Annotated in this window: 20 protein-coding genes and 1 pseudogene; 6 read left to right on the top strand and 15 right to left on the bottom strand. The window is 70.1% G+C overall.

Annotated features, from left to right (window positions below; all coding sequences use genetic code 11):
• Positions 1 to 25 precede the first annotated feature (25 nt).
• The 3 genes and pseudogenes from OG568_RS31035 to OG568_RS31025 form a co-directional block, all read right to left on the bottom strand.
• Positions 26 to 322, bottom strand: coding sequence for a DUF3039 domain-containing protein (locus OG568_RS31035; RefSeq protein WP_075029065.1), 297 nt, complete (start codon positions 320 to 322; stop codon positions 26 to 28).
• A 29-nt stretch (positions 323 to 351) separates the two neighbouring features.
• Positions 352 to 1,624 (bottom strand): annotated as a pseudogene (locus OG568_RS31030) (RNA-guided endonuclease InsQ/TnpB family protein).
• Between the two features lie 72 nt (positions 1,625 to 1,696).
• Complete coding sequence (locus OG568_RS31025) at positions 1,697 to 2,272, bottom strand: YqgE/AlgH family protein (protein WP_266413560.1); 576 nt, start codon at positions 2,270 to 2,272, stop codon at positions 1,697 to 1,699.
• Positions 2,273 to 2,552: 280 nt separating this feature from the next.
• Here OG568_RS31025 and murA point away from each other — a divergent pair, with 280 nt between their 5' ends.
• On the top strand, positions 2,553 to 3,899 hold the full coding sequence (gene murA / locus OG568_RS31020) for a UDP-N-acetylglucosamine 1-carboxyvinyltransferase (protein ID WP_266413558.1): 1,347 nt from the start codon (positions 2,553 to 2,555) through the stop codon (positions 3,897 to 3,899).
• Between the two features lie 360 nt (positions 3,900 to 4,259).
• Here murA and OG568_RS31015 read toward each other — a convergent pair whose 3' ends face one another.
• The 6 genes from OG568_RS31015 to OG568_RS30990 all read right to left on the bottom strand — a co-directional run bounded on the left by OG568_RS31015 (position 4,260) and on the right by OG568_RS30990 (position 11,653).
• Positions 4,260 to 4,541, bottom strand: coding sequence for an HU family DNA-binding protein (locus OG568_RS31015; RefSeq protein WP_007382399.1), 282 nt, complete (start codon positions 4,539 to 4,541; stop codon positions 4,260 to 4,262).
• Between the two features lie 520 nt (positions 4,542 to 5,061).
• Positions 5,062 to 6,492, bottom strand: a complete 1,431-nt coding sequence (locus OG568_RS31010; protein ID WP_329533922.1) for an NAD-dependent malic enzyme — start codon at positions 6,490 to 6,492, stop codon at positions 5,062 to 5,064.
• 415 nt (positions 6,493 to 6,907) lie between these two features.
• Positions 6,908 to 9,334: a HelD family protein gene (locus OG568_RS31005; protein WP_329533921.1), complete on the bottom strand. Its 2,427-nt coding sequence runs from the start codon at positions 9,332 to 9,334 to the stop codon at positions 6,908 to 6,910.
• 83 nt (positions 9,335 to 9,417) lie between these two features.
• Positions 9,418 to 10,206 (bottom strand): anti-sigma factor family protein, encoded by a 789-nt coding sequence (locus OG568_RS31000; protein ID WP_266413551.1) that lies wholly within the window; start codon positions 10,204 to 10,206, stop codon positions 9,418 to 9,420.
• A 38-nt stretch (positions 10,207 to 10,244) separates the two neighbouring features.
• On the bottom strand, positions 10,245 to 10,781 hold the full coding sequence (locus tag OG568_RS30995) for a sigma-70 family RNA polymerase sigma factor (protein WP_054229655.1): 537 nt from the start codon (positions 10,779 to 10,781) through the stop codon (positions 10,245 to 10,247).
• A gap of 284 nt (positions 10,782 to 11,065) precedes the next feature.
• Positions 11,066 to 11,653: a CGNR zinc finger domain-containing protein gene (locus OG568_RS30990; protein ID WP_329533920.1), complete on the bottom strand. Its 588-nt coding sequence runs from the start codon at positions 11,651 to 11,653 to the stop codon at positions 11,066 to 11,068.
• A 177-nt stretch (positions 11,654 to 11,830) separates the two neighbouring features.
• Between OG568_RS30990 and OG568_RS30985 the strand changes: the two genes are divergently transcribed.
• A complete protein-coding gene (locus OG568_RS30985; RefSeq protein ID WP_329533919.1) occupies positions 11,831 to 12,385 on the top strand; it encodes an anthrone oxygenase family protein in 555 nt (184 codons plus the stop codon).
• Here the strand turns inward: OG568_RS30985 and OG568_RS30980 are convergent.
• The 6 genes from OG568_RS30980 to OG568_RS30955 all read right to left on the bottom strand — a co-directional run bounded on the left by OG568_RS30980 (position 12,334) and on the right by OG568_RS30955 (position 21,852).
• Positions 12,334 to 13,494, bottom strand: a complete 1,161-nt coding sequence (locus OG568_RS30980; RefSeq protein WP_329533918.1) for a uroporphyrinogen-III synthase — start codon at positions 13,492 to 13,494, stop codon at positions 12,334 to 12,336. The two genes, OG568_RS30985 and OG568_RS30980, sit on opposite strands and share 52 nt — an antisense overlap.
• A 101-nt stretch (positions 13,495 to 13,595) precedes the next feature.
• A complete protein-coding gene (locus OG568_RS30975; RefSeq protein WP_329533917.1) occupies positions 13,596 to 14,975 on the bottom strand; it encodes a nitrate/nitrite transporter in 1,380 nt (459 codons plus the stop codon).
• Positions 14,976 to 15,170: 195 nt separating this feature from the next.
• Positions 15,171 to 16,388, bottom strand: a complete 1,218-nt coding sequence (locus tag OG568_RS30970; RefSeq protein WP_329533916.1) for an acyltransferase family protein — start codon at positions 16,386 to 16,388, stop codon at positions 15,171 to 15,173.
• A gap of 119 nt (positions 16,389 to 16,507) precedes the next feature.
• The gene (locus OG568_RS30965) at positions 16,508 to 18,718 is read right to left on the bottom strand and encodes a glycosyltransferase (RefSeq protein ID WP_329533915.1); all 2,211 of its coding nucleotides are present in this window, start codon (positions 18,716 to 18,718) and stop codon (positions 16,508 to 16,510) included.
• Positions 18,718 to 20,286, bottom strand: coding sequence for a hypothetical protein (locus OG568_RS30960; protein ID WP_329533914.1), 1,569 nt, complete (start codon positions 20,284 to 20,286; stop codon positions 18,718 to 18,720). Before OG568_RS30960 ends, OG568_RS30965 begins: the two co-directional genes overlap by 1 nt.
• Before the next feature lie 561 nt (positions 20,287 to 20,847).
• Complete coding sequence (locus tag OG568_RS30955; RefSeq protein ID WP_266582728.1) at positions 20,848 to 21,852, bottom strand: LysR family transcriptional regulator; 1,005 nt, start codon at positions 21,850 to 21,852, stop codon at positions 20,848 to 20,850.
• Between the two features lie 83 nt (positions 21,853 to 21,935).
• On the opposite strand from OG568_RS30955, the gene OG568_RS30950 reads away from it, so the two are divergent.
• The 4 genes from OG568_RS30950 to OG568_RS30935 all read left to right on the top strand — a co-directional run bounded on the left by OG568_RS30950 (position 21,936) and on the right by OG568_RS30935 (position 26,484).
• Positions 21,936 to 23,276 carry an MFS transporter gene (locus OG568_RS30950; protein WP_329533913.1) on the top strand — a complete coding sequence of 447 codons (1,341 nt, stop codon included), beginning with the start codon at positions 21,936 to 21,938 and terminating at the stop codon, positions 23,274 to 23,276.
• A 120-nt stretch (positions 23,277 to 23,396) separates the two neighbouring features.
• Positions 23,397 to 24,692, top strand: coding sequence for an ABC transporter substrate-binding protein (locus tag OG568_RS30945; protein ID WP_329533912.1), 1,296 nt, complete (start codon positions 23,397 to 23,399; stop codon positions 24,690 to 24,692).
• A complete protein-coding gene (locus tag OG568_RS30940) occupies positions 24,689 to 25,666 on the top strand; it encodes a carbohydrate ABC transporter permease (RefSeq protein ID WP_329533911.1) in 978 nt (325 codons plus the stop codon). The genes OG568_RS30945 and OG568_RS30940 overlap by 4 nt, the downstream gene beginning before the upstream one ends.
• The gene (locus OG568_RS30935; protein WP_266582732.1) at positions 25,663 to 26,484 is read left to right on the top strand and encodes a carbohydrate ABC transporter permease; all 822 of its coding nucleotides are present in this window, start codon (positions 25,663 to 25,665) and stop codon (positions 26,482 to 26,484) included. Before OG568_RS30940 ends, OG568_RS30935 begins: the two co-directional genes overlap by 4 nt.
• The last annotated feature ends 3 nt before the right edge of the window (positions 26,485 to 26,487 follow it).

Here is a 26,487-nt window from a genome sequence, read left to right as displayed (position 1 = left end):
TGTGATCGTCGGGCCTTCGGCCCCGTTACTTGTCCTGGCCGCCCTTGCCCTTGTCGCCGCCGGCGCCCATGGACTCGTAGATCTCCTTGCACATGGGACACACGGGGTACTTCTTCGGGTCGCGGCCCGGGACCCACACCTTGCCGCAGAGGGCCACGACGGGCGTGCCGTCGAGGGCGCTCGCCATGATCTTGTCCTTCTGGACATAGTGGGCGAAGCGCTCGTGGTCCCCGTCGCCGTGCGACACCTGAGGCGTCGGCTCTACGAGGGTCCCCGTCCCAGTGCCTCGCTGCGGCTGGGTCTCAGGCTCAAGAGTGCTCATGAGAGCCAAGGGTAATCAACTGCCGGGAACTATGGTTCCTCGGCTTGCACAACGAGCGCGCCACTGGCTGTGACACCTCGTTTGCGTCCAGCCCCACGCTGTCGCTGCCTGGGTGGGGCTGGGGCCGTCGACGGGGCCCCGCGTCGCCACAACTCCATGCCTCTGGCCTGGATGTTACGGGCGCCGTTCCGGTCTGCGTGATCAACGAATCCGCAGCTCCGGCACGCGAACCAGGCCTGCGAGGCCCGGTTCGCCTTGTCCACGTGCCCGCACTCGGCGCAGGTGCGTGAGGTGTACGCCGGATCGACGTACACCACCGGAACCCCCGCCTTGCGCGCCTTGTACGCGATAAAGGCTCCGAGCTGGGCAAACGCCCAGGAGGAGTGGGTGGCTCTTTGAGGCTTGCGAAGCCGTACCCGCTCGCGGATGCCCGTGAGATCTTCCAGGGCAATTCCGCGACCGGTGCTCCCCCACTGCCTAAAGGGCGTGGGAGGCACCCCCAGCCTCCGCCACCAACCGTTTCGCGATCTTGTGATTGACGTCCTTCGCCCGCCGGGCCTCCTTGCGTCGCCGCTTCTTCAGGCGGCGTTTGGCGGACGGAGTGTTCTTCTTCTGAAGCTTCCTCCGCAGGTCGCGGTCACGAACCCGGGCCCGATTCAGCTCGCGCCCTGCCATGATCTCGCCGTCACTCGTCGCGGCGATGTTCACGATCCCCAGATCGACGCCGAGGAAGTCCACCGGCTCGGTCTTCAACGCCGCCTCTGGGACTTCGCATGTGGCGATCAGGAACCACATACCGTCACGGCACAGCAGGTCCGACTCCCCCTGCCGGTACAACGCCAGGCGGGCCAACTGCTCCGGATCAGCGGTGAAGGCCAGGTTCTTCACCCGACCCTCCACGGTCCAGATCGAGACCGTGCGTTCCCGGATCTGCCAGGAGAGCATGCGGTCGTCGTAGGGCTGGGCACCCTCGGAGCGGAAGACGACCGGTTTCTCCGTGACCCTCCGGTAGCGCTTCGAGCCAGGGCCGCCGTAGTTACCAGCCTTCAGATTGGACCGAAGCGTCGTGTACGCGTCGCAGGTCTTCTTGATCACATGCTGGGCGGCCTGCGCGCCGAGCCCCCATCGGAACTTCACCGCGTCATAGGTGAGCTTTCGCAGAGCGAAGTTCTTCTTCACATCCCGTTCGAAAGCGATCCGGCTGACCCAAGTAGCCGCGTCATTGCAGGCGTGCAGGGTCGCTTCAAGTGCCACAGCCTGAGTAGGCGTCGGCAGCAGCTTTACCTGCGCCACCAGCTTCACCCGCGTGACGCTATCCGGCATTCACCGCAACTGCATTCGAACACGGTAAACCTGCCCCGCTGGTCACAGACATCAGTTGAGCGAAGGGTCGTCCGGATACGTCGCCACCATCGCGAGTTCGTTGCGCTGGCGGCGCAGGACCTCGCGCCAGAGACGTTCCGGGGACGGGGAGGAGACGTCTCCCGGTTCGGATTCCACGACGTACCAGGCGCCCTCGGTCAGTTCGTCCTCCAGTTGGCCGGGGCCCCAGCCGGCGTACCCGGCGAAGATTCTCAGGGAGCCGAGGGCCGAGGCGAGGAGTTCCGGTGGGGCCTCCAGGTCGACGAGGCCGATCGCGCCGTGCACCCGCCGCCAGCCGAGGGGGGCGCGCTCCCCCGAGGCGACGCCGCCCGGGATCACCGCGACGCCCAGCGCCGAGTCCAGCGACACCGGGCCGCCCTGGAAGACCACGCCGGGCTCCCCGGCCAGGTCCGCCCAGGCCTCCAGGATGTCGCCGACGTCGACCGGGGTCGGCCGGTTGAGGACGACACCGAGCGAGCCCTCCTCGTCGTGGTCGAGGAGCAGCACCACCGCGCGGTCGAAGTTCGGGTCCGCCAGGGCGGGCGTGGCCACGAGCAGCCGCCCTGTGAGCGAGGACACCTCGGTCATGCCAGACATGATCCCGCATCTTCCCCGCGTAGGGGGACCCAATACCCGTACCCGAGTGAATGCAGCTCAGGGCGCAGAGAAGCGTCCCCCGCGCACACCGTTGTCGGTGACCCCGTGTGCCCGATTCGAAACGGTTCGTGTTGTGTCCAACCTATGACCTTGCTGGGTGGTCCTTGGGCTTACTTAAGGGGGGTGGGCGGCGATTACCCTTGCTCTTCGGCTCCCGCCCAACCGGCCTGCCGACGCATACTCCTGCCCAACTCATCGGAACGCGAGATACATGACCGTCAACGGCTCTGACGATGTACTGCTTGTCCACGGCGGAACCCCGCTCGAGGGCGAGATCCGTGTCCGCGGTGCGAAGAACCTCGTACCGAAGGCCATGGTCGCCGCCCTGCTGGGCAGCGCTCCGAGCCGACTGCGCAATGTCCCCGACATTCGTGACGTGCGCGTCGTGCGCGGGCTGCTGCAACTGCACGGCGTGACGGTCCGGCCGGGCGAGGAGCCGGGCGAGCTGATCCTCGACCCGTCGCACGTGGAGAGCGCGAACGTCGCCGACATCGATGCCCACGCGGGCTCGTCGCGCATCCCGATCCTCTTCTGCGGCCCGCTGCTGCACCGTCTGGGGCACGCGTTCATCCCCGGTCTCGGCGGCTGTGACATCGGCGGCCGGCCGATCGACTTCCACTTCGAGGTGCTGCGGCAGTTCGGCGCGAAGATCGAGAAGCGGGAGGACGGCCAGTACCTGGAGGCCCCGCAGCGGCTGCGCGGCACGAAGATCCAGCTGCCGTACCCGTCCGTCGGCGCGACCGAGCAGGTGCTGCTGACGGCGGTGCTCGCGGAGGGCGTCACCGAGCTGGCCAACGCGGCCGTGGAGCCCGAGATCGAGGACCTCATCTGCGTGCTGCAGAAGATGGGCGCGATCATCGCCATGGACACCGACCGGACGATCCGCATCACCGGTGTGGACTCGCTCGGCGGCTACACCCACGCGGCCCTCCCGGACCGCCTGGAGGCCGCCTCCTGGGCTTCCGCGGCGCTGGCGACCGAGGGCAACATCTACGTGCGTGGTGCCCAGCAGCGCTCGATGATGACGTTCCTGAACACCTACCGCAAGGTGGGCGGCGCGTTCGAGATCGACGACGAGGGCATCCGCTTCTGGCACCCGGGCTCGCAGCTCAAGTCCATCGCCCTGGAGACGGACGTCCACCCCGGTTTCCAGACCGACTGGCAGCAGCCGCTGGTGGTCGCCCTGACGCAGGCCACGGGCCTGTCGATCATCCACGAGACGGTGTACGAGTCCCGCCTCGGCTTCACCTCCGCGCTGAACCAGATGGGCGCGCACATCCAGCTCTACCGCGAGTGCCTCGGCGGCTCGGTCTGCCGCTTCGGCCAGCGCAACTTCCTGCACTCGGCCGTCGTTTCGGGCCCGACCAAGCTCCAGGGCGCCGACCTGGTCATCCCCGACCTCCGTGGCGGCTTCTCGTACCTGATCGCCGCCCTCGCGGCCCAGGGCACCTCCCGCGTCCACGGCATCGACCTGATCAACCGCGGCTACGAGAACTTCATGGAGAAGCTCGTCGAGCTGGGCGCCAAGGTCGAGCTGCCCGGCAAGGCGCTCGGCTGACCTCAGCGTCTCCCCTCCGGTCCGGGGCAGCTGCTCCCGGCTGGGGGTCCGGGGGCCCGCGGCGAAGCCGCTGATGTCACAGCCCCCGGATAGACACAGCATGGAGAAGCTCGTCGAGCTGGGCGCCAAGGTCGAGCTGCCGGGCAAGGCGCTCGGCTGACCTCAGCCTCTCCCCTCCGGTCCGGGCAGGGCGCTCGGATAGCTCGGAGAGCGTGGCTGTCTGTCGTCCGGACGGCCGCGTTGTCGCGCGGGCGACAGTTCCAGTCGTACGTACGACGATGGGGCGGCCCCCCGGTCCAGGGGGCCGCCCCATTGGCGTTACTGCGGGTCGTGCGCCGTCCCGTGGCACACGAACGCGGCTTACTTGCCCTTGGCCGCTTCCTTGAGCTTGCTGCCCGCGGAGACCTTCACGCTGTAGCCGGCGGGGATCTGGATCGGGTCGCCGGTCTGCGGGTTGCGCGCGGTGCGAGCGGCACGGTGGGTGCGCTCGAAGGTCAGGAAGCCGGGGATGGTGACCTTCTCGTCGCCCTTGGCGACGATCTCGCCGACGGTCTCGGCGAACGCGGCCAGAACGGCGTCGGCGTCCTTGCGGGTCACCTCGGCGCGGTCGGCCAGCGCGGCCACCAGCTCACTGCGGTTCATTTTGTTACTCCCGTGTTCTTCTTGCCGTTGAGGCGTGCCACGCGGCGGAGCCGCATGTTGGATGCGGCGAAGCCGATGCTGCCAGGGCCCTCGGTCGGTCCCCGGACCCGGGTCCGTAGCCAGACCCTCGCGCCCGAAGACGCATCCTGCCCCCACCTGCGGCGGGAAAGCCAATCCGGCACCCCTGGGAGTCACACGAACACCCTTGGGAGTCACACGAAAAGCGCCACTGCCTCAGTGTGGTGACGCTCCGTCCGCTCCCGGCAGCGGACCGCAGGGCCTGGGAGGCTCTAGCCTGGCCGCCACCCTAGAGGGCGGCCAGGGACGCCGCATCTCACGACGCGCCGACGCGCGGTCGTCGTGGCGATCGTCACAGCAAGTCACACCACTGGAACCACCGACGACGATCATCCCGCGCAGGTCTCCCGGCCCGTCCGGCGTTCGAGGACGAGGCCGTCCGGGCCGAGGCGGGGGTGCGGGGGCGGCGGCCCCCGGTGCCGCCCGCACCGGCCCGGGGTGCCTACTCGGCCGACACCGACGCCGACGCCCCCGCGGCCTTCACCGCGGAGCGCACCGCTCCGGCGACCGCGCCCGCGACCTTGTCGTTGAAGACGCTGGGGATGATGTAGTTCGGGTTGAGCTCGTCCTCGGTCACCACGTCCGCGAGGGCGGCCGCGGCGGCCAGCATCATCTCGGTGTTGACCGTGCGGGACTGGGCGTCCAGGAGGCCGCGGAAGACGCCCGGGAACACCAGCACGTTGTTGATCTGGTTGGGGAAGTCGGAGCGGCCGGTCGCGACAACTGCCGCGGTCTGACGGGCGATTGCCGGGTCGACCTCGGGGTCGGGGTTCGCGAGCGCGAACACGATGGCACCCTCGGCCATGGCGGCCACGTCGTCGCCGTCGAGCACGTTCGGGGCGGAGACACCGATGAACACGTCGGCGCCGCGCACGGCCTCCTTCAACGTGCCCGTGAGGCCCTCGGGGTTGGTGTTGTCGGCGATCCAGCGCAGCGGCGAATCGGAGGCCGCGTCGACGAGGTCCTCGCGGTCCGCGTGCACGACGCCGTGGATGTCGGCGACGACGGCGTTCTTGAGGCCCGCGGCGATGAGCAGCTTCAGGATGGCCGTACCGGCCGCGCCCGCGCCGGACATGACGATCCGGATGTCACCGATGGCCTTGCCCGCCACGCGCAGGGCGTTGGTGAGGGCCGCGAGGACGACGATCGCGGTGCCGTGCTGGTCGTCGTGGAAGACGGGGATGTCGAGGGCCTCGCGCAGCCGGGCCTCGATCTCGAAGCAGCGCGGCGCGGAGATGTCCTCGAGGTTGATGCCCGCGAAGCCGGGGGCGATGGCCTTGACGATCTCGACGATCGCGTCGGTGTCCTGGGTGTCCAGGCACAGCGGCCAGGCGTCGATGCCGGCGAAGCGCTTGAAGAGGGCCGCCTTGCCCTCCATGACCGGGAGGGCGGCCTTGGGGCCGATGTTCCCGAGGCCGAGCACGGCCGAGCCGTCCGTCACGACCGCAACCGAGTTGCGCTTGATGGTGAGGCGACGGGCGTCCTCGGGGTTCTCCGCGATCGCCATGCACACACGGGCCACACCCGGGGTGTAGATCATGGAGAGGTCGTCACGGTTGCGGATCGGGTGCTTCGACTGCATCTCGATCTTGCCGCCGAGGTGCATGAGGAACGTACGGTCGGAGACCTTGCCCAGCGTGACGCCCTCGATGCCGCGCAGCTGCTGGACGATCTCGTCGGCGTGGGCCGTCGAGCTCGCCGCGATGGTGACGTCGATGCGGAGCTTCTCGTGGCCTGAGGCGGTCACGTCGAGGCCGGTCACCGAGCCTCCGTGGGACTCTACGGCCGTGGTGATCTGGGAGACCGCGGTTCCGCTCGCGGGCACCTCCAGCCGGACCGTAATCGAGTAGGAGACGCTGGGCGCCGTTGCCATGGCCGACTTCCTCTGCTTTCACCGGGTACTGCTGTGTCGCGGGTACGCCGTCCGATCGTCGCACCTACCCCTCGGTACGTGGTAGCCGCCCCGGATTGCGAACGTTTTGTTCGCAGCTGAGGCCTGCGATTTCGGAAGAACGCTTCCACGGTACGAGAGCGCGCGGCCTTATGGGAAACGGTCGGCCGCCGAAAGCCGGACAACGCAAGAGGCTCACGTCACCAGGTGACGTGAGCCTCTTCTCGTTCAATGACACCGACCCGCCATGCTCGCCTCGCGGCAAGTGGTCGCTCGTAGCGACGAAGGTTGGGCCCGGGGGCTTGGATCGGGCCGGTGTCACATCCAAGGTAACAAAGGATCCCCGTAAGGCAATTCCCACCCCGAGAGTTCATTCGGGGCGTCGGCCCCGGGAGTGTCAGTCCCGGAGCAGATCCGGCACCCCGTTCGCGTCGGGTTCGTCGCGGTCGCCGGAGACGATCGTCAGCTGCTGCGTGGCCCGGGTGAGGGCGACGTACAGCACCCGCAGACCCGCGGGCGACTCGTCGGCGATCTCCGCCGGAGAGACGACCACCGTCGCGTCGTACTCCAGCCCCTTCGCCTCCAGGCTCCCGAGCGCCACCACCCGCTCGCCGAGCCCGGCGAGCCAGCGCGCGGCCTCCTCGCGCCGGTTCATGGCCACCACGACGCCCACCGTGCCGTCCACACGGTCCAGCAGCCGCGCGGCCTCGCCGCGCACCGTCTGCGCGAGCGAGTCCCGTGCGACGGCGCCCGCGTTGTTCGTCGCCACGAAACGCGGCTCGACGCCGGTGGACCGTACGGCCGAGGGCGACTGGGAGCCGGGCATGGCGAGGGCGAGGACCTTGGCGGCCAGCTCGGCGATCTCGGCGGGGTTGCGGTAGTTGACGGTGAGGGTGAAGCGGCGCCGGGGACGGGTCCCCAGGGCCTCGTCACGGGCCTCGGCGGCCTCGTCGGGGTCTGACCACGAGGACTGCGCCGGGTCGCCGACGACGGTCCAGGTGGCATGCCGGCCACGTCTGCCCACCATCCGCCACTGCATGGGCGTGAGGTCCTGCGCCTCGTCGACGATGACGTGCGCGTACTCGACACGCTCCTGCGCCAGCCGCTCGGCCCGCTCGCGCTGCGTCTCCTCGCGTACGGGCATGAGCTCCTCGAGACCGGTGAGCTGGTCCAGCGGATCCAGCTCACGGCGCTTGCGGGGCCGGGCGGGCATCCCCAGGATCGCCTGGAGCTCGTCCAGCATCGCCACGTCGTGGACGGACAGCCCGTCCCGCTTGAGCGAGCGCGCGACCCGGCGCACCTCGCCGGGGTTGAGGATCCGCCGCGCCCAGCGGCCCAGGCGCCGCTCGTCGGCCATGGCGGCGAGGACGCCCCGCGGGGTCAGCTCCGGCCACCACGCGTTCAGGAAGTCGATGAAGCTGTCCTCGGAGGCGACGTCCTCGTCGAAGGACGACCGCAGCTCGGCGGCCAGCTCCGGGTCCGTGTGCCGCGTACCGGCCCCGGACTTCGCCCACAGCGCGTCCAGCAGCAGCTTGCGGGCGCGCGGGCGCAGCAGGTTCACCGGCGCGGTCCCGCTCAGCGCGTTGTGCTTGATGCGGTCGAGCTCGGCGGCCTCCAGCTCCAGCCGCCGCCCGAAGGCGACGACACGCAGGCGCGTGGGGGTGCCGGAGGGGGCCGGGGCGGCCTCCTCGCCGAAGGCGAGCTGCTCCGACCGGTCCCCGTCGGCGGTGGACCGGCCCGGGCTGGCGCCGGGCGTCTCCAGCGCGCCCCTGGCGGCCTTCCGCAGCACCTTGAGCATCCGGTAGGAGCCCTTGGCGCGGGCGACGGCCGGGGAGTCGTACAGGGTCGCCTCCGCGCCGTCGACGAGGGAGCCGATGGCGCGGATGGCGACCTGGCCCTCCTCGCCGAGGGAGGGCAGCACGCCCTCCGTGTAGGCGACCAGGAGCGGGGTCGGGGAGACGATCAGGATGCCGCCCGCGTACCGGCGGCGGTCCTGGTACAGGAGGTAGGCCGCCCGGTGCAGGGCCACGGCCGTCTTGCCGGTGCCGGGGCCGCCCTCCACGTACGTCACCGACGCCGCGGGGGCGCGGATCACGAGGTCCTGTTCGGCCTGGATGGACGCGACGATGTCCCGCATGGTGTGGCTGCGGGCCTGGCCGAGCGCGGCCATCAGGGCGCCGTCACCGATCACGGGGAGTTCCTGGCCGTCGAGGGTGGCCTTGAGCTCGGGGCGCATCAGGTCGTCCTCGACGCCGAGGACCTTGCGGCCCTTGGAGCGGATGACCCGGCGGCGTACGACCCGTCCCGGGTCGACCGGCGTCGAGCGGTAGAACGGGGCCGCGGCAGGCGCCCGCCAGTCGATGACCAGCGGCGCGTACTCCGCGTCCAGCACCCCGATGCGGCCGATGTGGAGCGTCTCGGCGATGGAGGCGTACTGGCCGGTCTCGTCCGCCCGTACGACACCCTCGGCCGGTTCGACGGCCGTGTAGGCGCCGTCCGGGCCCTTCTTGCCGTCCTTCCCGAGGAGCAGGTCGATCCGGCCGAAGAGGAAGTCCTCGAACTCGTTGTTCAGGCGGTTCAGATGAACCCCCGCGCGGAACACCTGGGCGTCGCGCTCCGCGAGCGCCCCCGGTGTACCGACCTGGCCGCGCTGGGCGGCGTCGTTCATCAGGAACTCCGCCTCGTGGATCTTCTCCTCGAGGCGCCGGTACACCCGGTCCAGATGTTGCTGCTCGACGCTGATCTCACGATCCCGTACGGAATCGTCCTGTGCGGAATCGTGGATCTGGTCGAGCGCGGTTTCCTGCTGAGCCTGAGCGGCCACCGGGCCCCCTTCTGACGTGCTGGGCAGCCGTCAACCGTACGCGAAGGGGGCCCCGTGAGGCTACGTGCGCGCCCTGAGTTCGCTCACACGTTCACCTCGACGAGCCGCTTCCCGTCGAAGGTCATGACCTCGAAGTGGTCGATCTGGTTCGGGGTGAAGGCCGCGCCGCCGTGGACGTAGAGGGGGTTCTTCGCCTGTTCCGTCTTGGCGTCGGCGATGCCGTAGCCCCAGTTCGGGACCGCCCAGGAGGTCACCGTCTCGCGCTCACCGTTCTTGCCGACGGCGATCAGCGAGCACTTCAGCGGACCCTTGACGTTCTTGAGCTGGAGGACGGCGTGGGTGCCCCAGTCCTTCTTCTCGATCGCGACGACGGCGTTGACCTTGGTGCTCGGGTCCGTGGCCGACTTCTTGTCCGTCATGACGTCGAAGGCGGCCTTGGCCGGGCTGGTGGCCATCGCCGAGTCGGGCGACGCGGTGGTGGTGGTGCCGCCGCCGCTGACCGCCATCACCGTCAGCGGACCGCCGATGATCAGCGCGGCCGCGGCCGCCACGAGGTACAGGCCGCGCCGGCGCTTGACCGCGCGTCGCTCCGACACCTCGTCGACCAGCCGTTCCGCGAGCTGTGGGCTCGGGCGGGCGGCCAGCGACTCACCGATGGCCGGGGTGCCCTGCGAGGCGGGCAGATCCGCGAGCGCGGCGAGCATCGGTTCCATCCCGGCGAGCTCGTCGAGCTGCTGGCCGCACCACTCGCAGGTGGCGAGGTGGGCCTCGAAGGCCGTCGCTTCGGCGTCGTCGAGGATACCGAGGGCGTAGGCGCCGACGGTTTCGTGGATGTTGTCACCGGGGTTCTGTTGTCCCCGTGGTCCCTGCATGGCTCCTGGACCGCCTGTTCCGTAACCCCCGTATGCGTTCATGCCGTCACCCCCCGCTCCTCCAGCGCCAGCTTCATCGACCGCAGGGCGTAGAACACCCGGGAGCGCACGGTGCCGCTGGGTATGCCGAGAGTCTCGGCAGCCTCATTGACCGTACGCCCTTTGAAGTACGTTTCGACCAGAACTTCCCTGTGAGCAGGGGTCAGGTCGTCCAGCGCGTCCGACAGTGTCATCAGCCACAACGCCTTGTCGATCTCGTCCTCCGCGGGAATGACCTCCAGCGGTGACGGGTCCACCTCCTGCGGCCGGGCCTGCCGGCTGCGGTGGCCGTCGATGACGATGCGCCGGGCGACCGTCACCAGCCAGGGTCGTACCGAACCGGTCGCCCGGTTGAGCTGACCGGCGTTCTTCCAGGCACGGATGAGTGTTTCCTGCACAACGTCCTCGGCACGCTGCCGATCCCCCGCGACCAGCCGCAGCACGTACGCGAGCAACGGACCCGCGTGTTCCCGGTACAGCGCACGCATCAGCTCCTCGTCGGGTTCGTTAGACGAAGCCGACGCAGACGGATTCATGCGATGTCGGGCCCTTGACCTTCGTTCATCAGCCACGGCGGAATCCTTGCGCACGCCTACCTCCGGTGTCCGGGGGATCCCCCAGTCGGTCGCTCATCCCGGAGTACGCGTCTGGGCGTGCGTATGTTCAAAGAGATAGGACATATTTCTTGGAAGAGTTGTGAAGGAAGTTTGTTGATCACTGGAAGCGATCGAAAGATCACGTAGGGGTGAAGTGAAGGTTCCGGATCGACTCGCCGGGATCCCGGCACTGTGACGCGTTTCACACACGGTTCGCGCATGATTCACGCCCGGGCGAGGGCCGCCCGACGCCGATGCCGGGCCACCCGCTCCCGGTTTCCGCACACCTCGCTGGAACACCACCGCCGGCGCCGCCCCCGGGAGGTGTCGAGGTAGACGATCGGACAGCTGTCCCCCTCGCACTGTCTGAGGCTCGCCCGTGCCGCCGGGTCGGTGAGCAGTTCGAGGGCGTCGCGGGCGATGACGGCGAGCAGCCCGGGGCAGCCGGGCGGGGTGTGCAGCCGGCTCCGCAGCGAGCCGTCGTCCGCGCGTACGGCCCAGGGGGCGGGCGGGGCGGCGAGCGCGACGGCGTTGACGCGGGCGAGCGCGGCGTCCGCGGGCCGCGCGTCCAGCTCACCGCGGACCAACTGGGCGACATGGCCGCGAAGTTCGCGAAAGCCCACGAGCCAGGAGATGTCGGCCGCCGCGAGCGGAGTGCCCGCGGGGACCAGTCCGGAGCGGGTGATCCAGGTGCGCAGCCGGTCCAGCGAGTCGAGCCGTTCCTCGGGGTGGGTGGTCGCCAGGAGGTCCAGACAGATCCGCCCGGAGTCGAATCGCAGCTCGTACGAGGCCGTGGCCATGCCCGATGCCATGCGCCTGTCACCGCCTTGGGGTTACCGCCGTGAGGGTCGGTAAGGGTCGTACCCCCTACAGTGCATGGCTGCACGCGTGACCGGAAGACCTGTGCCCGTCGGGGAGTGGACGCCTGCTTATGGGGCCGCGCGCCTCGGCCATGTCCGGCGCCGGACCACGCCGGTTGACTCGACGGCATGACAGAGAACAGCACGGGGCGGCGTACCACCGCCGGAGGTGTCCTGAGCGCGGCCACGGTCGCGATGGGCCTGATCGCCGGGGTCTTCTACATTTTCGCCTGCGCCGTCATGCCGTCACTGGCCCGCAGTGACGACCGCGTCTTCATCGAGGTCATGCAGAACGTCAACGACGTGATCCAGGACCCGGTGTTCTTCCTGAGCTTCATGGGCGCGCTGGTCCTCACGGCGGTCTCCGCCTGGCAGTCACGCAAGTCCCCCCACCGGTGGTGGGTGTTCGCCGCCCTCTCCGCGTACGCGCTGGCCTTCCTGGTCACGGTCGCCGTGAACATCCCGCTCAACAACCGCCTGGCGGACGCCGGGAACCCCGCGACGATCGCCGACCCGGCCGCCGTACGCCAGAGGTTCGAGGACACCTGGGTCGCCTGGAACGTCGCACGGGCCCTGCTGTCGACGCTCGCGCTGGCCTGCCTCGCCCGCGCCCTGCTCCTGTACCGACGGCCTTATACGTCGGCGTACTTGGAGTCGGCCGCCGGGTCGAGCGCGAGCCGGTAGCCGCGCTTGACGACGGTCTGGATGAGCTTGGGCGCGCCAAGTGCCGTACGCAGCCGGGCCATGGCCGTCTCGACGGCGTGCTCGTCCCGCCCGGCACCCGGCAGCGCCCGCAGCAGCTCGGCGCGGGCCACCACCCAGCCGGGGCGGCGGGACAGGGCCCGCAGCAGCGACATCCCGGCCGGCGGTACCGGCCGCAGCGCCCCGTCGACCATCACGGCGTGGCCGCGGATCTCGACCCGGTGGCCGGCGATGGGCAACGTACGGGCCCGGCCGGGGAGTTCCTGGCAGAGCAACTGGACGAGGGGGCCGAGCCGGAAGCGTTCGGGCTGGACGGTGTCGATGCCGTGCGCCTGCAGAGGGAGCGCGGTGACGGGGCCGACGCAGGCGGGCAGGACGTCGTGGTGGAGGGCGGCGAGGAGTTCGGACAGCAGGCCGCGGTCCTCGGCCCTGGACAGCAGGGAGGCGGCGGCGGGCGCGCTGGTGAAGGTGAGCGCGTCCAGGCCGCGGGTGACGGTGGCGTCGAGGAGCCGGTCGACGGGCCCGATGTCCTCCGGCGGCATCCACCGGTAGACGGGGACTCCCACGACCTCGGCTCCGGCGGCCCGCAGCGACTCCACGAACCCGGGCAGCGGCTCGCCGTGCAGTTGTACGGCGATACGGCGGCCCTCGACACCCTCCTCCAGGAGCCGGTCCAGCACCTCGGCCATGGACTCGGAGGTGGGCGACCACTCCTCGGTCAGCCCCTGGGCGCGGATGGCGCCCTTGACCTTGGGTCCGCGCGCGAGCAGTTCGACTCCGCGCAGCCGCCCGAGCAGGGCCTCGCCGAGCCCCCACCCGTCGGCGGCCTCGATCCAGCCGCGGAAGCCGATCGCGGTGGTGGCCACCACGATGTCCGGCGCCTGGTCGATGAGGTCCTTGGTGGCGGCGAGCAGTTCGCTGTCGTCGGCGAGCGGCACGATGCGCAGGGCGGGCGCGTGCTGGACGGCGGCGCCGCGCCGCTGGAGCAGTGCTCCGAGTTCGTCGGCCCGACGCGCGGCCGTCACGCCCACGGTGAACCCCGCGAGGGGGCCGCAGCCCTGCCCGGCCGGTCGCTGCTGTTCGTCGTCCATGGCTCTCGTCTCGCGCTGGGGGTCTACGTACGGTCACCGCCGACCGAGCCTGTCAACGCCCCGTGACAGGCTCGGTTCCCCTTGATGTCGCCCGTGTTACGTCAGACCTCGACGTAGCTGAGCTGCGGCTTCGTCTCTGCGGTCGTGGTCGTCCGGGTCTGGGTGGCGGGGCTGCGAAGGTATACGGCCCAGGTCACCAGGAAGCACACCGCGTAGAAGGCGAGGAAGGCCACGAAGGCGCCGGTGCCGGAGCCGTAGGACAGGAAGGACTGCCGGAAGGCGAGGTTGATGCCGACGCCGCCGAGCGCGCCCACCGCGCCGATGAGGCCCATGGAGGCGCCGGACAGCCGCCGTCCGTAGGAGGCCGCCTCCTCCCCTTCGAGGCCCTTGGCGACGGCCTTGGCCTGGAAGATGCCGGGGATCATCTTGTACGTCGAGCCGTTGCCGAGGCCGGTGAGCACGAACAGCGCGATGAACGCGATCGTGAACAGGGGCAGCGACTTCTGGGTGGAGGCGACGACGATGACACCGGTCGCGCCGGCCATGGCGACGAAGTTCCACAGCGTGATGCGGGCCCCGCCGTAGCGGTCGGCCAGCCAGCCGCCCACGGGCCGGATCAGCGAGCCGAGCAGCGGGCCGATGAAGGTGACGTAGGCCGCCTGCAGCGGAGTACGCCCGAACTGGTTCTGCAGCACCTGCCCGAAGGCGAAGCTGTAGCCGATGAACGACCCGAAGGTGCCGACGTAGAGGAAGGACATGATCCAGGTGTGGGCGTCCCTCGCGGCGTCCTTGGCGGCGCCGGTGTCGTTCTTCACGGACGCGATGTTGTCCATGTAGACGGCGGCGAGCACGGCGGCGACGACGATGAGCGGAATGTAGATCCCCAGCAGGACCCTCGGTCCCCCGCTCGCGCCGATGATCGCGAGCGCCACGAGCTGGATGACGGGCACGCCGATGTTTCCGCCGCCGGCGTTGAGGCCGAGCGCCCAGCCCTTCTTCCGCAACGGGAAGAAGGCGTTGATGTTGGTCATGCTCGAGGCGAAGTTGCCGCCGCCGATGCCGGCGAGCAGACCGACCAGCAGGAAGGTGTCGAACGAGGTCCCCGGCTTCATCACCGCGAACGCGGCGACGCTCGGGACGAGCAGCAGGCTCGCCGAGACGATGGTCCAGTTCCGGCCGCCGAAGACCGCCACCGCGAAGGTGTACGGCACCCGCACCACGGCTCCGACGAGCGTCACCATCGAGGTGAGCATGAACTTGTCGGCCGGGGTGAGCCCGTACTCGGGGCCCATGAAGAGCACCATCACCGACCACATGGTCCAGATCGAGAACCCGATGTGCTCGGAGAGCACGGAGAAGAGCAGATTCCGCCGGGCGACCTTCTCACCCGTCTCTTTCCAGAAGGTCTCGTCCTCCGGATCCCACTCCTGGATCCAGCGGCCTCCCCTGCTCGGTGCGGGGGCTGTACTAGGGGCTGTCATGACGCCTCCACGGTTCTCCAGTGCGGTGCCCAGGTGTCGTACAACGACTGACTGAGTCCCGAAGGTAGGGAGGGCGCGTTTCGAGGCTGTGGCTGTGAGTGACCGGAAAGGAACGTTGCTCTCACGGGAGCGCGGGGGCGACGGTGAGGACTGCGGGTGCGGATGTCCGGGGTGCCGTCGCCCCCTGCCTGGGCCCTAGCCCCGGTGACTGCCCCGTTGGCCGGCCCGTGGGGCGCCCTTCTTCGTCTTCGCCCCGTTGGGCCACAGCCGCGGGCTGCGCTTGGCGGCGATGTCCTCGATCCAGCCGAAGGCCAGGATCGTCAGGCCGATGAGGGGCCAGACCAGGAGGAACATCCACACCATGTACGAGGAGTCGAGCGCGGCCACCGCGCTGTCGCTCTGCATGAAGGGGAGGTTGTAGGCCTGGTCGATGATCGGGACCGTGGCCATGATCAGCATGTTGTGCCAGAGGTAGATCGTGACGGCACGGTTGTTGGACAGGGTGATCAACTTGTCCCAGCGGGCCAGGCGGCCGGGGAGTTCCTGCCAGGACGGGGAGTACTGGAGCAGGATGACGACGAAGCCGAACGACCAGGCCGCCTGGGCGAGCGGGATGTCGTTCAGGTCCCAGCCGTCGGGGCCCAGATGGCCCGAGGCCCACCACAGGCCGAAGGCCATGAGCAGTGCCGAGCAGGAGATCGCCAGGTAGCGGGGGACGCGCTGCAGGACGCCCTCGTGGTGGGCGAAGCCCAGGACCCAGCAGCCGCCGTAGACCGTGAAGTCGGAGATCGCGTTGCCCGCCTCGCCGGGGATGGTGACCAGGCCGGTGCCCAGGACCGCCGTCAGGGCGAGGGGGGCCAGCAGCGTCGCCCACGGCACCCTGCGGAAGGCCCACAGCAGCAGGGGCGAGGCGATCACGAACCACAGATAGGCGCGCAGGTACCAGAGCGGGCCCGCCGCCTGGACCGCCCAGGTGTCCTCCAGCAGGCCGGACTTGGAACCGACGTGCCAGGGGAAGGGCGGGGCGCCGATCGGAACGACGTAGTCGATCAGCTTGATCAGGCCCCAGGTGCCGCCGTTGTCCGGGTCCTTCACCACGTTCCAGCCACCCGCGAACATCAGCGCGAGGGCCACCGCGCTGAACGCCCACAGGGGAGGCAGGAGGCGGCGGACGCGGCCTCGGATCACACCGAGGGCCGGGCGGCCGAGCGAGCGGGCCATCAGCGAGCCCGCCAGCGCGAACATCACGCCCATGGAGGGGAAGACGACCGTCAGCCACGCCCAGCCGAAGAGGTGGTAGACGACCACACGGACCAGGGCGATCGAGCGCAGCAGGTCCAGGTAGCGGTCACGGCCGGGCTTCTTGGGCGCGGCGGCGGACTGCGGGGCGGGGCCTGGGGCGGGTTTCGACATGGATGTCGGCGCGGATGTCGACATGGATGTCGGCGCGGATGTCGGCGCGGGTGCCTGTTCGGAGTGGACTCGGGCGGATCCCGAGGGGGGCGTCGCACCCGCCGTGTACTCGTGCGTGGTCATGCGACCGGCCTCCGATCGTTCCCGCTCTGTACCGCCCGCTGACGCGGGATCGATCCCGGTGCCTCCACGACGCCGGTGCGCCGCAGCTTCTGCCAGCGCAGCCGGCCTCCGGTGAGCGCGGTGATCCAGGACTGGATCAGGACCATGTACATCAACTGCCGGTAGAGGATCTGCTGGAGCGGGAGCGAGATGAGGTACCTCATGCGCTCACGGTCCAGCCGGAAGGCGTACGCCGCGCAGGCCGCCTGGACGGCGAGGACGCCCAGCCACGCGAGGACCGTCTTCTGCGTCGGGCCGAAGACGAGCCCGTACAGCAGGAAGACGTCGATGAGCGGGGCCAGCAGCGGGGCCAGGACCATGAACAGCGAGACGAGCGGCAGGCCCACCCGGCCGAAGCGGCCCGACGGGCCCCGTTCGACGAGCGCTCTGCGGTGCTTCCAGATCGCCTGCATCGTGCCGTACGACCAGCGGTAGCGCTGGGACCAGAGCTGCTGGACGGACTCCGGTGCCTCCGTCCACGCGCGTGCCTTCTCCGCGTAGACGACCCGCCAGCCGTCGCGGTGCAGGGCCATCGTGATGTCGGTGTCCTCGGCGAGCGTGTCGTCGCTCATGCCGCCGACCCTCTCCAGCGCGGAGCGGCGGAAGGCGCCGACCGCACCAGGGATGGTCGGCATGCAGCCGAGGATGTCGTACATCCGGCGGTCGAGGTTGAAGCCCATCACGTACTCGATGTGCTGCCAGGCCCCGATGAGGGAGTCGCGGTTGCCGACCTTCGCGTTGCCCGCGACCGCGCCGACGCTCGGGTCGGCGAAGGGCTGCACGAGTTCGCGGACGGTGGCCGGTTCGAAGACCGTGTCGCCGTCCATCATCACGACGATGTCGTGACGGGCGTTGGCCAGGCCCCGGTTGAGGGCCGCGGGCTTGCCCGCGTTGTGCTGGCGCACCACGCGGACGTTCGGCAGCCGCAGGTCCTCCACGATCCGCGCCGTGCCGTCACTCGAACCGTCGTCGACGACGAGCACTTCGACGGGGTGTTCGCTCTCCATCAGGGAACGGACCGTGTTCTCTATGCACTTGGCCTCGTTGTACGCCGGCACGAGCACCGACACCGGTTCGGTGACCGGCGCCGGGCCCCAGCGGAAGTCCTTGCGCCGCACCCGGCGGGCGTGCAGGGCGGAGAGCAGGAGCATCATGCCGAAGCGGGTGAAGACGAGCACGCCGATGATCGCGATGCCGACGACCAGGACGTCGGTGACGCCGTCGGAGGCGCGCACCAGGTAGATCCAGGCCTTGCCCTTCCACAGTTCGAGGCCGGTGACCTGGGTGTGCGCGCTGGGTGCGTTGAGGGCCTCGGTGAGGTTCTGGAACCGGTACCCCCGTTCCTGAAGCTCCGGCAGGAACCTGTCCAGCGCCTGCACGGTCTGGTGGCGGTCGCCGCCGGAGTCGTGCATCAGGACGATCGCGCCCTTGCCGCCCTTGGGCGTGGCATTGCGGATGATCCGGTCGACGCCCGGCTTCTGCCAGTCCTCGCTGTCGGTGTTGTTGACGACGGTGATGTAACCGCGCGTGCCGATGTACTCCGTCACCGGCCAGGACTTGTTGTCCATGGCGTTCGCGAAGGACGAGTACGGGGGCCGGAAGAGCGAGGTGCGGATGCCCGCCGCGCCGGCCAGCGCCAGTTGGTTCTGGGAGAGCTCCCAGTCGATGCGCTTCGTGGACTGGAAGGAGAGGTCGGGGTGGTTGAAGGTGTGCAGGCCGACCTCGTGGCCCTCCTCGACCATGCGTTTCACCAGCTCGGGATAGCGCGAGGTCATGGTGCCGGTGACGAAGAAGACGGCGTGGGCGTGGTGCTTCTTCAGGACGTCCAGGACCTTGGCTGTCCACGTGGGGTCCGGGCCGTCGTCGAAGGTGAGGACGAGACGGTGGTCCGGGACGCTCAGGCTGTTCGTGCGGCCGCCGCGGGTGTCGATGACCGGGCCGCCGTCGAGGATCTTCTCCGGCACCTTGTCGGTGGCGGCCTCGGGCTGGATGCGGTGGTCGGCGAGGATCTCGCTGTGCACATAGCCGCGCAGCATCAGCATCGCCAGCATGGCGACGAGGAGCAGCGAGGGCAGCAGCCAGCGCATGGGCAGCCGTCGGCGCCGGACATCGGGTGCCGGACGCCGCGCACGGGGAGCGGGCCCGTGCGCGTTGGTGCGGGATGCCATCAGAGGATGTTCTCCAGGTTCTGCGGAGTCGCCGGGCTCTCCGGGTTCTCCGGGGACGAGGAGTCGGTGATGCCGGGCTCGGACGCGACGGGCCCCGGTTCCACGGGGCTGTCGGCGACCGTGCCGGTGCCGCCGGCGCCGACCGTGCTCTGCGAGGGGCTCGGCGAGGCCGCGCCGTCCTCCGAGGGGCTGGGGTCGGGCGAGGCGGACACCGGGGGAGACGGCGGGGTGACGGGGTCCTTGGTGGTGCTGGTGCTCGGTTTCGGCTTGGTGGTGACGGACGTCGAGGGCTTCGGGTCCGCGGACGTACCCGGGGCGGTGGCGCTGGCGGAGGCGCCCGGTGTCGGGCTGACGCCCGGTGCCGGGACCGTACCGTCGCTCACCGAGGCGCTCGCGCCGGGTGCGGCGCTGCTCGAACCGGACGGTGACACCGAGTCGGTGGGCAGCGGTGAGGTCTCGACCTTCCCGGCCGGCGTGTCGTCCTGCTGGCCGGGCACGGGCAGCCAGGGCGCGTTGGAGTTGCCGGACAGGAGCGTGGCGACGATGACGACGGCGTACACGGCGCAGGCGACGCCGACGAGGATGCCGAGCCGGCGGAACCTGCGGCTGCGGCGGCCGGACTCGTCGACGAACACCGGGCCGTCCGAGCCGTCCTGGACGCCCGGGGCGTCCTTGGCCTGCCGGACCAGCCAGTCCTCCGTCTTCCGCCGTCCGACTCCGTCGAGCTGAACCGTCACCTCGTGCGGATCGTGGGTGTGTCCCGGTTCGTCGAACCGCTCCCGGGGCGGGGCCGCCGGGCCGCCGGGCGTGTCGGCCCCACGGCCCGCGGTCGACCGGCCGTCCGCCTCGAACCGGCCGAGCGTGTCCGCCCTGCGGTCCGCGACCGGCCAGCCTCCTCTCACGGGTCGGCCAGGCGTATCGGAACGGCCGAGGGTGTCGGAACGGCCGAGGGTGTCGGGGCGGCCGAGGGTGTCGGAGCGGCCGAGGGTGTCGGAGCGGCCCAGGGTGTCGGGGCGCCTGCGCGCGTCCGGCCAGCCGCTCGTGGCCGGCCGCTCGTCCTTGCCGACGCGGCCATCGGCTCCGGCGCGGTCGCGCGGTCCGGCGGGCTGCTCAGGTACTCCGGGGAGGTGATCCGGCGCGGTGCGTTCACGCCGCGCGGCGGGCTGGTCGGGCACCCCGGCACTGGAGTCGGGTGCAGCGGGCTGATCGGACAACCCGGTGCCGGCCTCGCGTCCGGCGGGCCGGCCGGGCACCCCGGCAAGGCCGTCCGGTCCGGCCGTCCGGTCGACGGCCCCGGCACGACGGTCCGCCTCGGCACGACGGTCCGCCTCGGCACGGCCGACCGCGCCGGCCCAGCCGGCCAGCCTGGTGCGGGCGACCGCCCCGGCCCGCAGGTCAGCCTGTTCTCCTCGATCCGCTCCCGCAGGGTCACGCGGCCCGGCGGGCCGGTCGGCCGCCCCGGCACCGTCGGTCGACCCGGCCCGCGGGCCGGCCTCTTCCCCATGGTTCGCCTCGTCGTGACGCTCGGCGTCAGAACGATCGGCGCCCGCGTCGTCGTCCGCGCTCACCCGACGGTCCACACCGAACCGTCGTTCAACGCCCGGCCGGCGCCCGGCACCGGACGAACGGTCCGCACCCGGCGACCGGTCCGCGCCGATGGCACCCTCCGTAGCCGATCCACGTTCCGCCCCAGTTCTCGCATCGGCGCCCGAGCGGCCTTCCGCGCCAGCTCCAGACTCTCTTTCGACACCGCGTTCGACATCGGTGTCGGATTCCGCTTCCGTGGCGAGCCGCACGGCGGCGCCACTTCCGATCTGAGGCCACGTCGACGTCGCGCGGGCGGCCTCGGGCCACACCACGGACTCTCCGGACCCCGTCGGCGCGGCCGGCTCTTCGGCTCCACGCCCGTCCGGCCGAGTGACATCTCGGTGATCGGGTTGGGCGTCTTTTCGCCACTTCTCCACGTGCACGCACATCCCCCCAGGGACAGGTTTCGGGTGCGCGCACGACTCCGGGCATTACGTACATGTCGTCCGGAACGAGCCCCCACTCGTCCCGAGCGCCCCCCTTTACCACACTGCACCCGGACCATGAATGTAGCGCATGGGGAAGACCCGTGTGCTTATGTGTCAATCCTGCCCCGCCATCACCAGCTCGTCGCTGGCCGGAATCCAACCGTCCGCAGGGCGCGTCAGCCACCCCTCCTCGGCAGCCAGCTCTCCGGCGGCGCGTCGAAGGGCATCGATCCCGGGGTGCACCAGCCCCTTTCGCCACACCAGTGACACGGGTGACAACGGAACGGGTCCAACAAGGGGTTTCCGCACGGTTTCAGACATGGCCGGAAAATCCACCACAGCGAGGACAGGATTCCGCTTCTTGGCCATGACCCGCCGGAACTCATCGGCCCCGAGGGCCACCGGCGCGGGCGGCGCCAGCGCGATACCGCGTCCCTCAAAAAGGTGAAGCGCGAGGTCGGTCCACTCCCGCGTCCGCGGATTCCCCGCCCCGGCGTACACGGTCTCGCCCGCGAGCGCGTCGAGCGGTACCACGTCCAGGGCGGCGAGACGGTGATCCTCGGGCAGCACGACGGCCATCGGCTCGTACCGTACGGGCTGCTGTTCGAGCCGGGCCCTGACCGCCGGATCGAGGCCCGCGAACCGTCCGAACGACGCGTCCAGGCGCCCCGCGAGGATCTCCCCCGCCGCGCCGGTGAGCCCGCTCTCGAAGCGGGCCATCAGCTCGCAGTCGGGCGCGAGCGCACGGGCCCGGTCCAGGACGCGGCCGGAGACGAGGCCCGGGGAGTTGACGTCGACGAGCAGCGGCCGCTCAGGGCCGTCCCCCGCGAACGCGGACAGCAGCGCGTCCTGCGCCTCCAGCACACGCCGCGCGTACGGCAGCAGCCGCTCACCGTCGGCGGTCGGCGTCACCTGCCGGGTCGTCCGTACGAACAGCTCCGCCCCGAGTTCGCGCTCCAGTCGCCGGATGTCACGGCTGAGGGCCTGTTGGGCGACGTACAGGCGGGCGGCGGCCCGCGTGAAGTGCAGTTCTTCGGCGACGACGAGGAATCCGCGCAGGAGTCGGGGGTCGAGATGACGGTGCGGCAGGCCGAGAGAGCGGTCGGCGGGGGCGGGCATCACGCGAACCTACAACGCAGGTGCGTCAATCACCACGGAATAGGTGTTGGACCGTCCGCACCGCCCCCGGCGACGGTTGAGTCATGCCGCAACAGCCCTCCGGACAACCGCCCGTACAGCTCCTCACCGTCACCGGCGACACCGCGATCGCCGTCGACTTCCGCCCTCGCCGCGAGGTCTCGCGGCGCTCCCCGTACCACCGTCTCTTCACCATCCCCGGCGCCCGCGCCTTCACCGTCGGGAACCTGCTCGCCCGGCTCCCCATGGGCATGTTCAGCGTCAGCGCGGTGATCATGATCGCGGGCTCGCGCGGCTCGTACGCGCTCGCCGGCGCCGTGACGGCGACCGGCCTCGCGGCGACCGCGCTGGTCGCCCCCTGGACCGCACGGCTCGTCGACCGCCACGGCCAGGCCCGCATCGCGGTGCCTGCCACGGCCTTCGCCCTGCTGGGAAGCGTCGCGCTGCCGCTGTGCGTGCGCTTCGGGGCGCCGGACTGGACCCTGTTCGCCGCGTACGCCGCCACCGCCACCACACCCAACACGGGTGGCATGTCACGCGCCCGCTGGGCCCACCTCCTGCGGGACGACCCGGCCGCCACGCACACCGCGAACTCCTTCGAACAGGCCGCGGACGAGCTGTGTTTCATGCTGGGCCCGGTCTGCGCGTCCTTCCTGTGCGGGACGTTCTTCCCGGAGGCGGGCACGCTGGTGGCCGGCGTCCTGATGATGACCGGCGTACTGATCTTCGCCGCCCAGCGTTCGACGGAGCCGCCGCCCCAGCCCCGTACCCCCTCCAAGTCCCCTCTCCTGGCTCCCGGAATGCCGCCCCTGCTTCTCTGTTTCCTCGCCACCGGTGCCGTGTTCGGTTCGATGGATGTCGTCACGATCGCCTTCGCGGACGCGCAGGGGCACCGCTCGGCGGCGGGCGTGGTGCTCGCCCTCCAGGCGGCCGGGTCGTGCGTGGCGGGGCTGCTGTACGGGGCACGGAAGCCGACCGGTCCGGCCGAGCGGCGCCATCCGCTGTGCCTCGCCGCCATGACGGCCCTCTTGACCCTCCCTCTGCTCGCGGCCGCCCTGACCGGCTCGCTCCCGGCCCTGGCGGGCGCGCTGCTGCTCGCCGGAGCCGCGACCGCCCCGACCATGGTCACCGGCATGGCCCTCGTCCAGCGGCGCACTCCCGAGGGCCGGTTGAACGAGGGCATGACCCTCGCGGTGACCGGCCTGCTCGGCGGGATCGCCTGCGGCTCGGCGACCGGCGGCTGGGTGGTCGAACACATCTCGGCGACGGCGGGCTACGGCGTACCGGTCGCGGCGGCGGGAAGCGCGCTCGCGATCTCCCTCTCGATCTCCCTCGCGACCCCACCGGCGTCCGGCCCGTCGAACCGGCGCCCATCCCTCGGCCCCAATTCCCGCGCACCCCATTGACGCGCCCGGGACCCCCACATACCTTCCCCCGTCGAAGCGCTTCGACGTCACGCATCGAAACGATTCGACGAACGCTGCGTGACGGTCCCGAAACCCATCCAACTCCCCTGGAGGCAATGGATGTCGACGACACGAAGGCGTGCGGTGGCGACGGCGGCGGTGGCCCTGGCGGGCTCCCTGCTGCTGGCGTCCTGCGGCAGCTCGGACAGCGGTTCCTCGGACGGCAAGACCCTGAAGCTGTGGCACTACGAAGGGTCGGACAGCGCGATGGGTGCGGCCTGGAACGAGGCCATCAAGGAGTTCGAGGCGCAGCATCCCGGCGTCGAGGTGAAGTTCGAGGAGAAGGGCTTCGAGCAGATCCAGAAGACGGCCCCGATGGTCCTCAACTCGAACGACGCGCCCGACATCATGGAGTACAACAAGGGCAACGCGACGGCCGGGCTGCTCTCCAAGCAGGGGCTGCTCACCGATCTGACCGCCGAGGCGACCAAGCGCGGCTGGGACAAGAAGCTCAGCGCGGGTGTGCGCACCACCAGCCAGTACGACGCGAGCGGGGTCATGGGCTCCGGCAAGTGGTACGGCGTGCCCAACTACGCCGAGTACACGATGGTGTTCTACAACAAGGACCTCTTCAAGAAGTACGGCATCGCCGAGCCCACCACCCTCGGCCAACTCACCGCCGCCATGGACACGTTCGTGTCGAAGGGCATCACCCCGCTGGCGAACGCGGGCGCCGAGTACGTGGCCCAGCAGTACCTGTACCAGCTCGCCCTCTCCAAGGCCGACCGCTCGTGGGTCGACAAGTACGAGCTCTACAAGGGGAAGACGGACTTCCACGACGCCGCCTGGACGTACGCCGCCACGACCTTCGCCGACTGGGTGAAGAAGGGCTACATCAGCGAGAAGTCCACCTCGCTCAAGGCCGAGGACGCGGGCCTCTCCTTCATCCAGGGCAAGAGCCCGATCCTGTTCAGCGGCAGCTGGTGGTACGGGCGCTTCCAGACGGAGAACAAGTTCGACTGGGGCACCTTCCTCTGGCCGGGCAGCAACCTCACCCTCGGCTCCGGCGGCAACCTCTGGGTCGTCCCCAAGGGCGCGAAGAACAAGGACCTCGCGTACGACTTCATCGACATCACCATGTCGCGGAAGATCCAGAACCTGCTGGGCAACAAGGGCGGGGTCCCGGTGGCCGCCGACACCGCCGCCATCACCGACCCGAAGGCCAAGACCCTCATCGCCGACTTCAACACCCTCTCCGGCAAGGACGGTCTGGCCTTCTACCCCGACTGGCCGGTCGCCGGCTTCTACGACGTCCTCGTCTCCGAGACCCAGAAGCTGATCACGGGGAGCGAGAAACCGGACGCCTATCTGAGCGCGCTGCAGACGGCGTACGACAAGGGCGCGCCGAAGACATGACGGTCACCGTCGAACGGGGCGGCCGGGTGGCCCGGGGGCACCACCGGCAGCACGGCCGTACGGCGCGCCCGCGCCGCCCCGACTCCTCCTACGTCCTCTTCCTCCTCCCCGGCGTCCTCGCCTTCCTCGCGGTGATCGTCGTCCCGTTCCTGATGAACACCGGCGTGAGCTTCACCGACTGGCAGGGCGTCGGCTCCCCGAAGTGGTCGGGGCTCGCCAACTACCGCGAGCTGATGGACGACTCCGAGTTCTGGGCGTCCTTCCGGCACAGCCTGTTCATGGTCGTCGCCATGGCGGCCGTACCCACGGTCCTCGGGCTCGTGCTGGCCGCCGCCCTCTTCGACTTCGTCGGCAAGCACTTCGGCAGCAGGATCGCCGCCGTCCTGCGTGCCTGCTTCTACCTCCCCCAGGTCCTGCCCATCGCCGTCGCCGGCATCGTCTGGAGCTGGATCCTCGCCCCCGACAACGGCTCCCTGAACGCACTCCTGAAGGCGGTGGGCCTCGGCTCGCTCCAGCGGGACTGGCTCGGCGACCCCGACTTCGCCCTCTACAGCGTCATGGGCGTGATGGTGTGGGTGCAGATCGGCTTCCCGCTGGTCGTCTTCATGGCGGGGCTGCAACGCGTCGACCCGCAGCTGTACGAGGCGGCGGAGCTGGACGGCGCGGGCTGGTGGCGCCGCTTCTGGCACATCACGCTGCCGCAGATCCGCCCGGAGATCCACGTCGTCCTCCTCTGGTGCACGATCGCCGCGCTCAAGGTGTTCGGAGCGGTGTACGTCCTCACCAAGGGCGGCCCCGGCGGCGCGACCGACGTGCCGTCCTACTTCTCCTTCACCACCTTCTTCGAGAAGACCCAGGTCGGCTACGGCGCCGCGATCTCCACCGTGCTGACCGTGATCATCCTCGTCCTCGCCCTGATCGGCCTGAAGCTCCAGACCCGCGCCGAGGACGCCGAGGAAGGACTCCGCACATGACCGCCGTACGCCGCTGTCCCGTCCTCGTGGCCCTGATCATCGCGGCCCTGTTCATGGTGCTGCCGTTCGGCATCGTCGCGATCAACGCGTTCAAGTCCCCCGCCGAGTACTCCTCGAACGGGCCCCTCAGCCTTCCCCACGGCCTCTACCTCGACGGCCTCAAGGACTTCTGGCAGCGCGTCGACTACGGCCAGAAGCTGGTCAACTCGATCCTGATCTCCGGCTCGGTGGCGATCGGCGCCGCCGTGCTGTCCGTCCTGAACGCGTACGCGATCGGCATCGGCCGCATCAAGGGCCGCACCTGGGTCCTCGCCTTCTTCGTGCTGGCGAACATGCTGCCGCAGGAGGCGCTGGTCTACCCGATCTACTACCTGAGCAAGCAGGCGGGCCTCTACGACACCCGGCTCAGCGTGATCATCGTGTTCACCGTCGTCCAGGCGGCCTTCGGCACGTATCTCCTGTCCTCCGTCCTCGGGCGGTTCCCGCGCGAGATCATCGAGGCGGCCCGGATCGACGGGGCGAACAAGTGGCAGGTGCTGTGGCGGATCGTGGTCCCCGTCAGCCGCCCCACCATCGGCGTCCTCCTGGTCTTCTTCTTCATCTGGACCTGGAACGAGTTCCTGCTGCCGCTGGTCATGCTGATCTCCAACGACAACCAGACGGTGTCGGTGGCGCTCGGCGTCCTCCAGGGCCAACGCCTGATGGACGCGACCATGACCAACGCGGCGGCCCTCCTGGGCGTGCTCCCCGCGATCGTCTTCTTCCTCGTCTTCCAGCGGACGCTGACCCGCGGCATCGCCGTGGGCGCGGTCAAGTAAGGG

It is taken from the genome of Streptomyces sp. NBC_01450 (genome assembly GCF_036227505.1).
Classification (GTDB): domain Bacteria; phylum Actinomycetota; class Actinomycetes; order Streptomycetales; family Streptomycetaceae; genus Streptomyces.
Note: the sequence above shows the minus strand (reverse complement) of the source record. Positions and strands in the feature narration are given on the sequence as shown.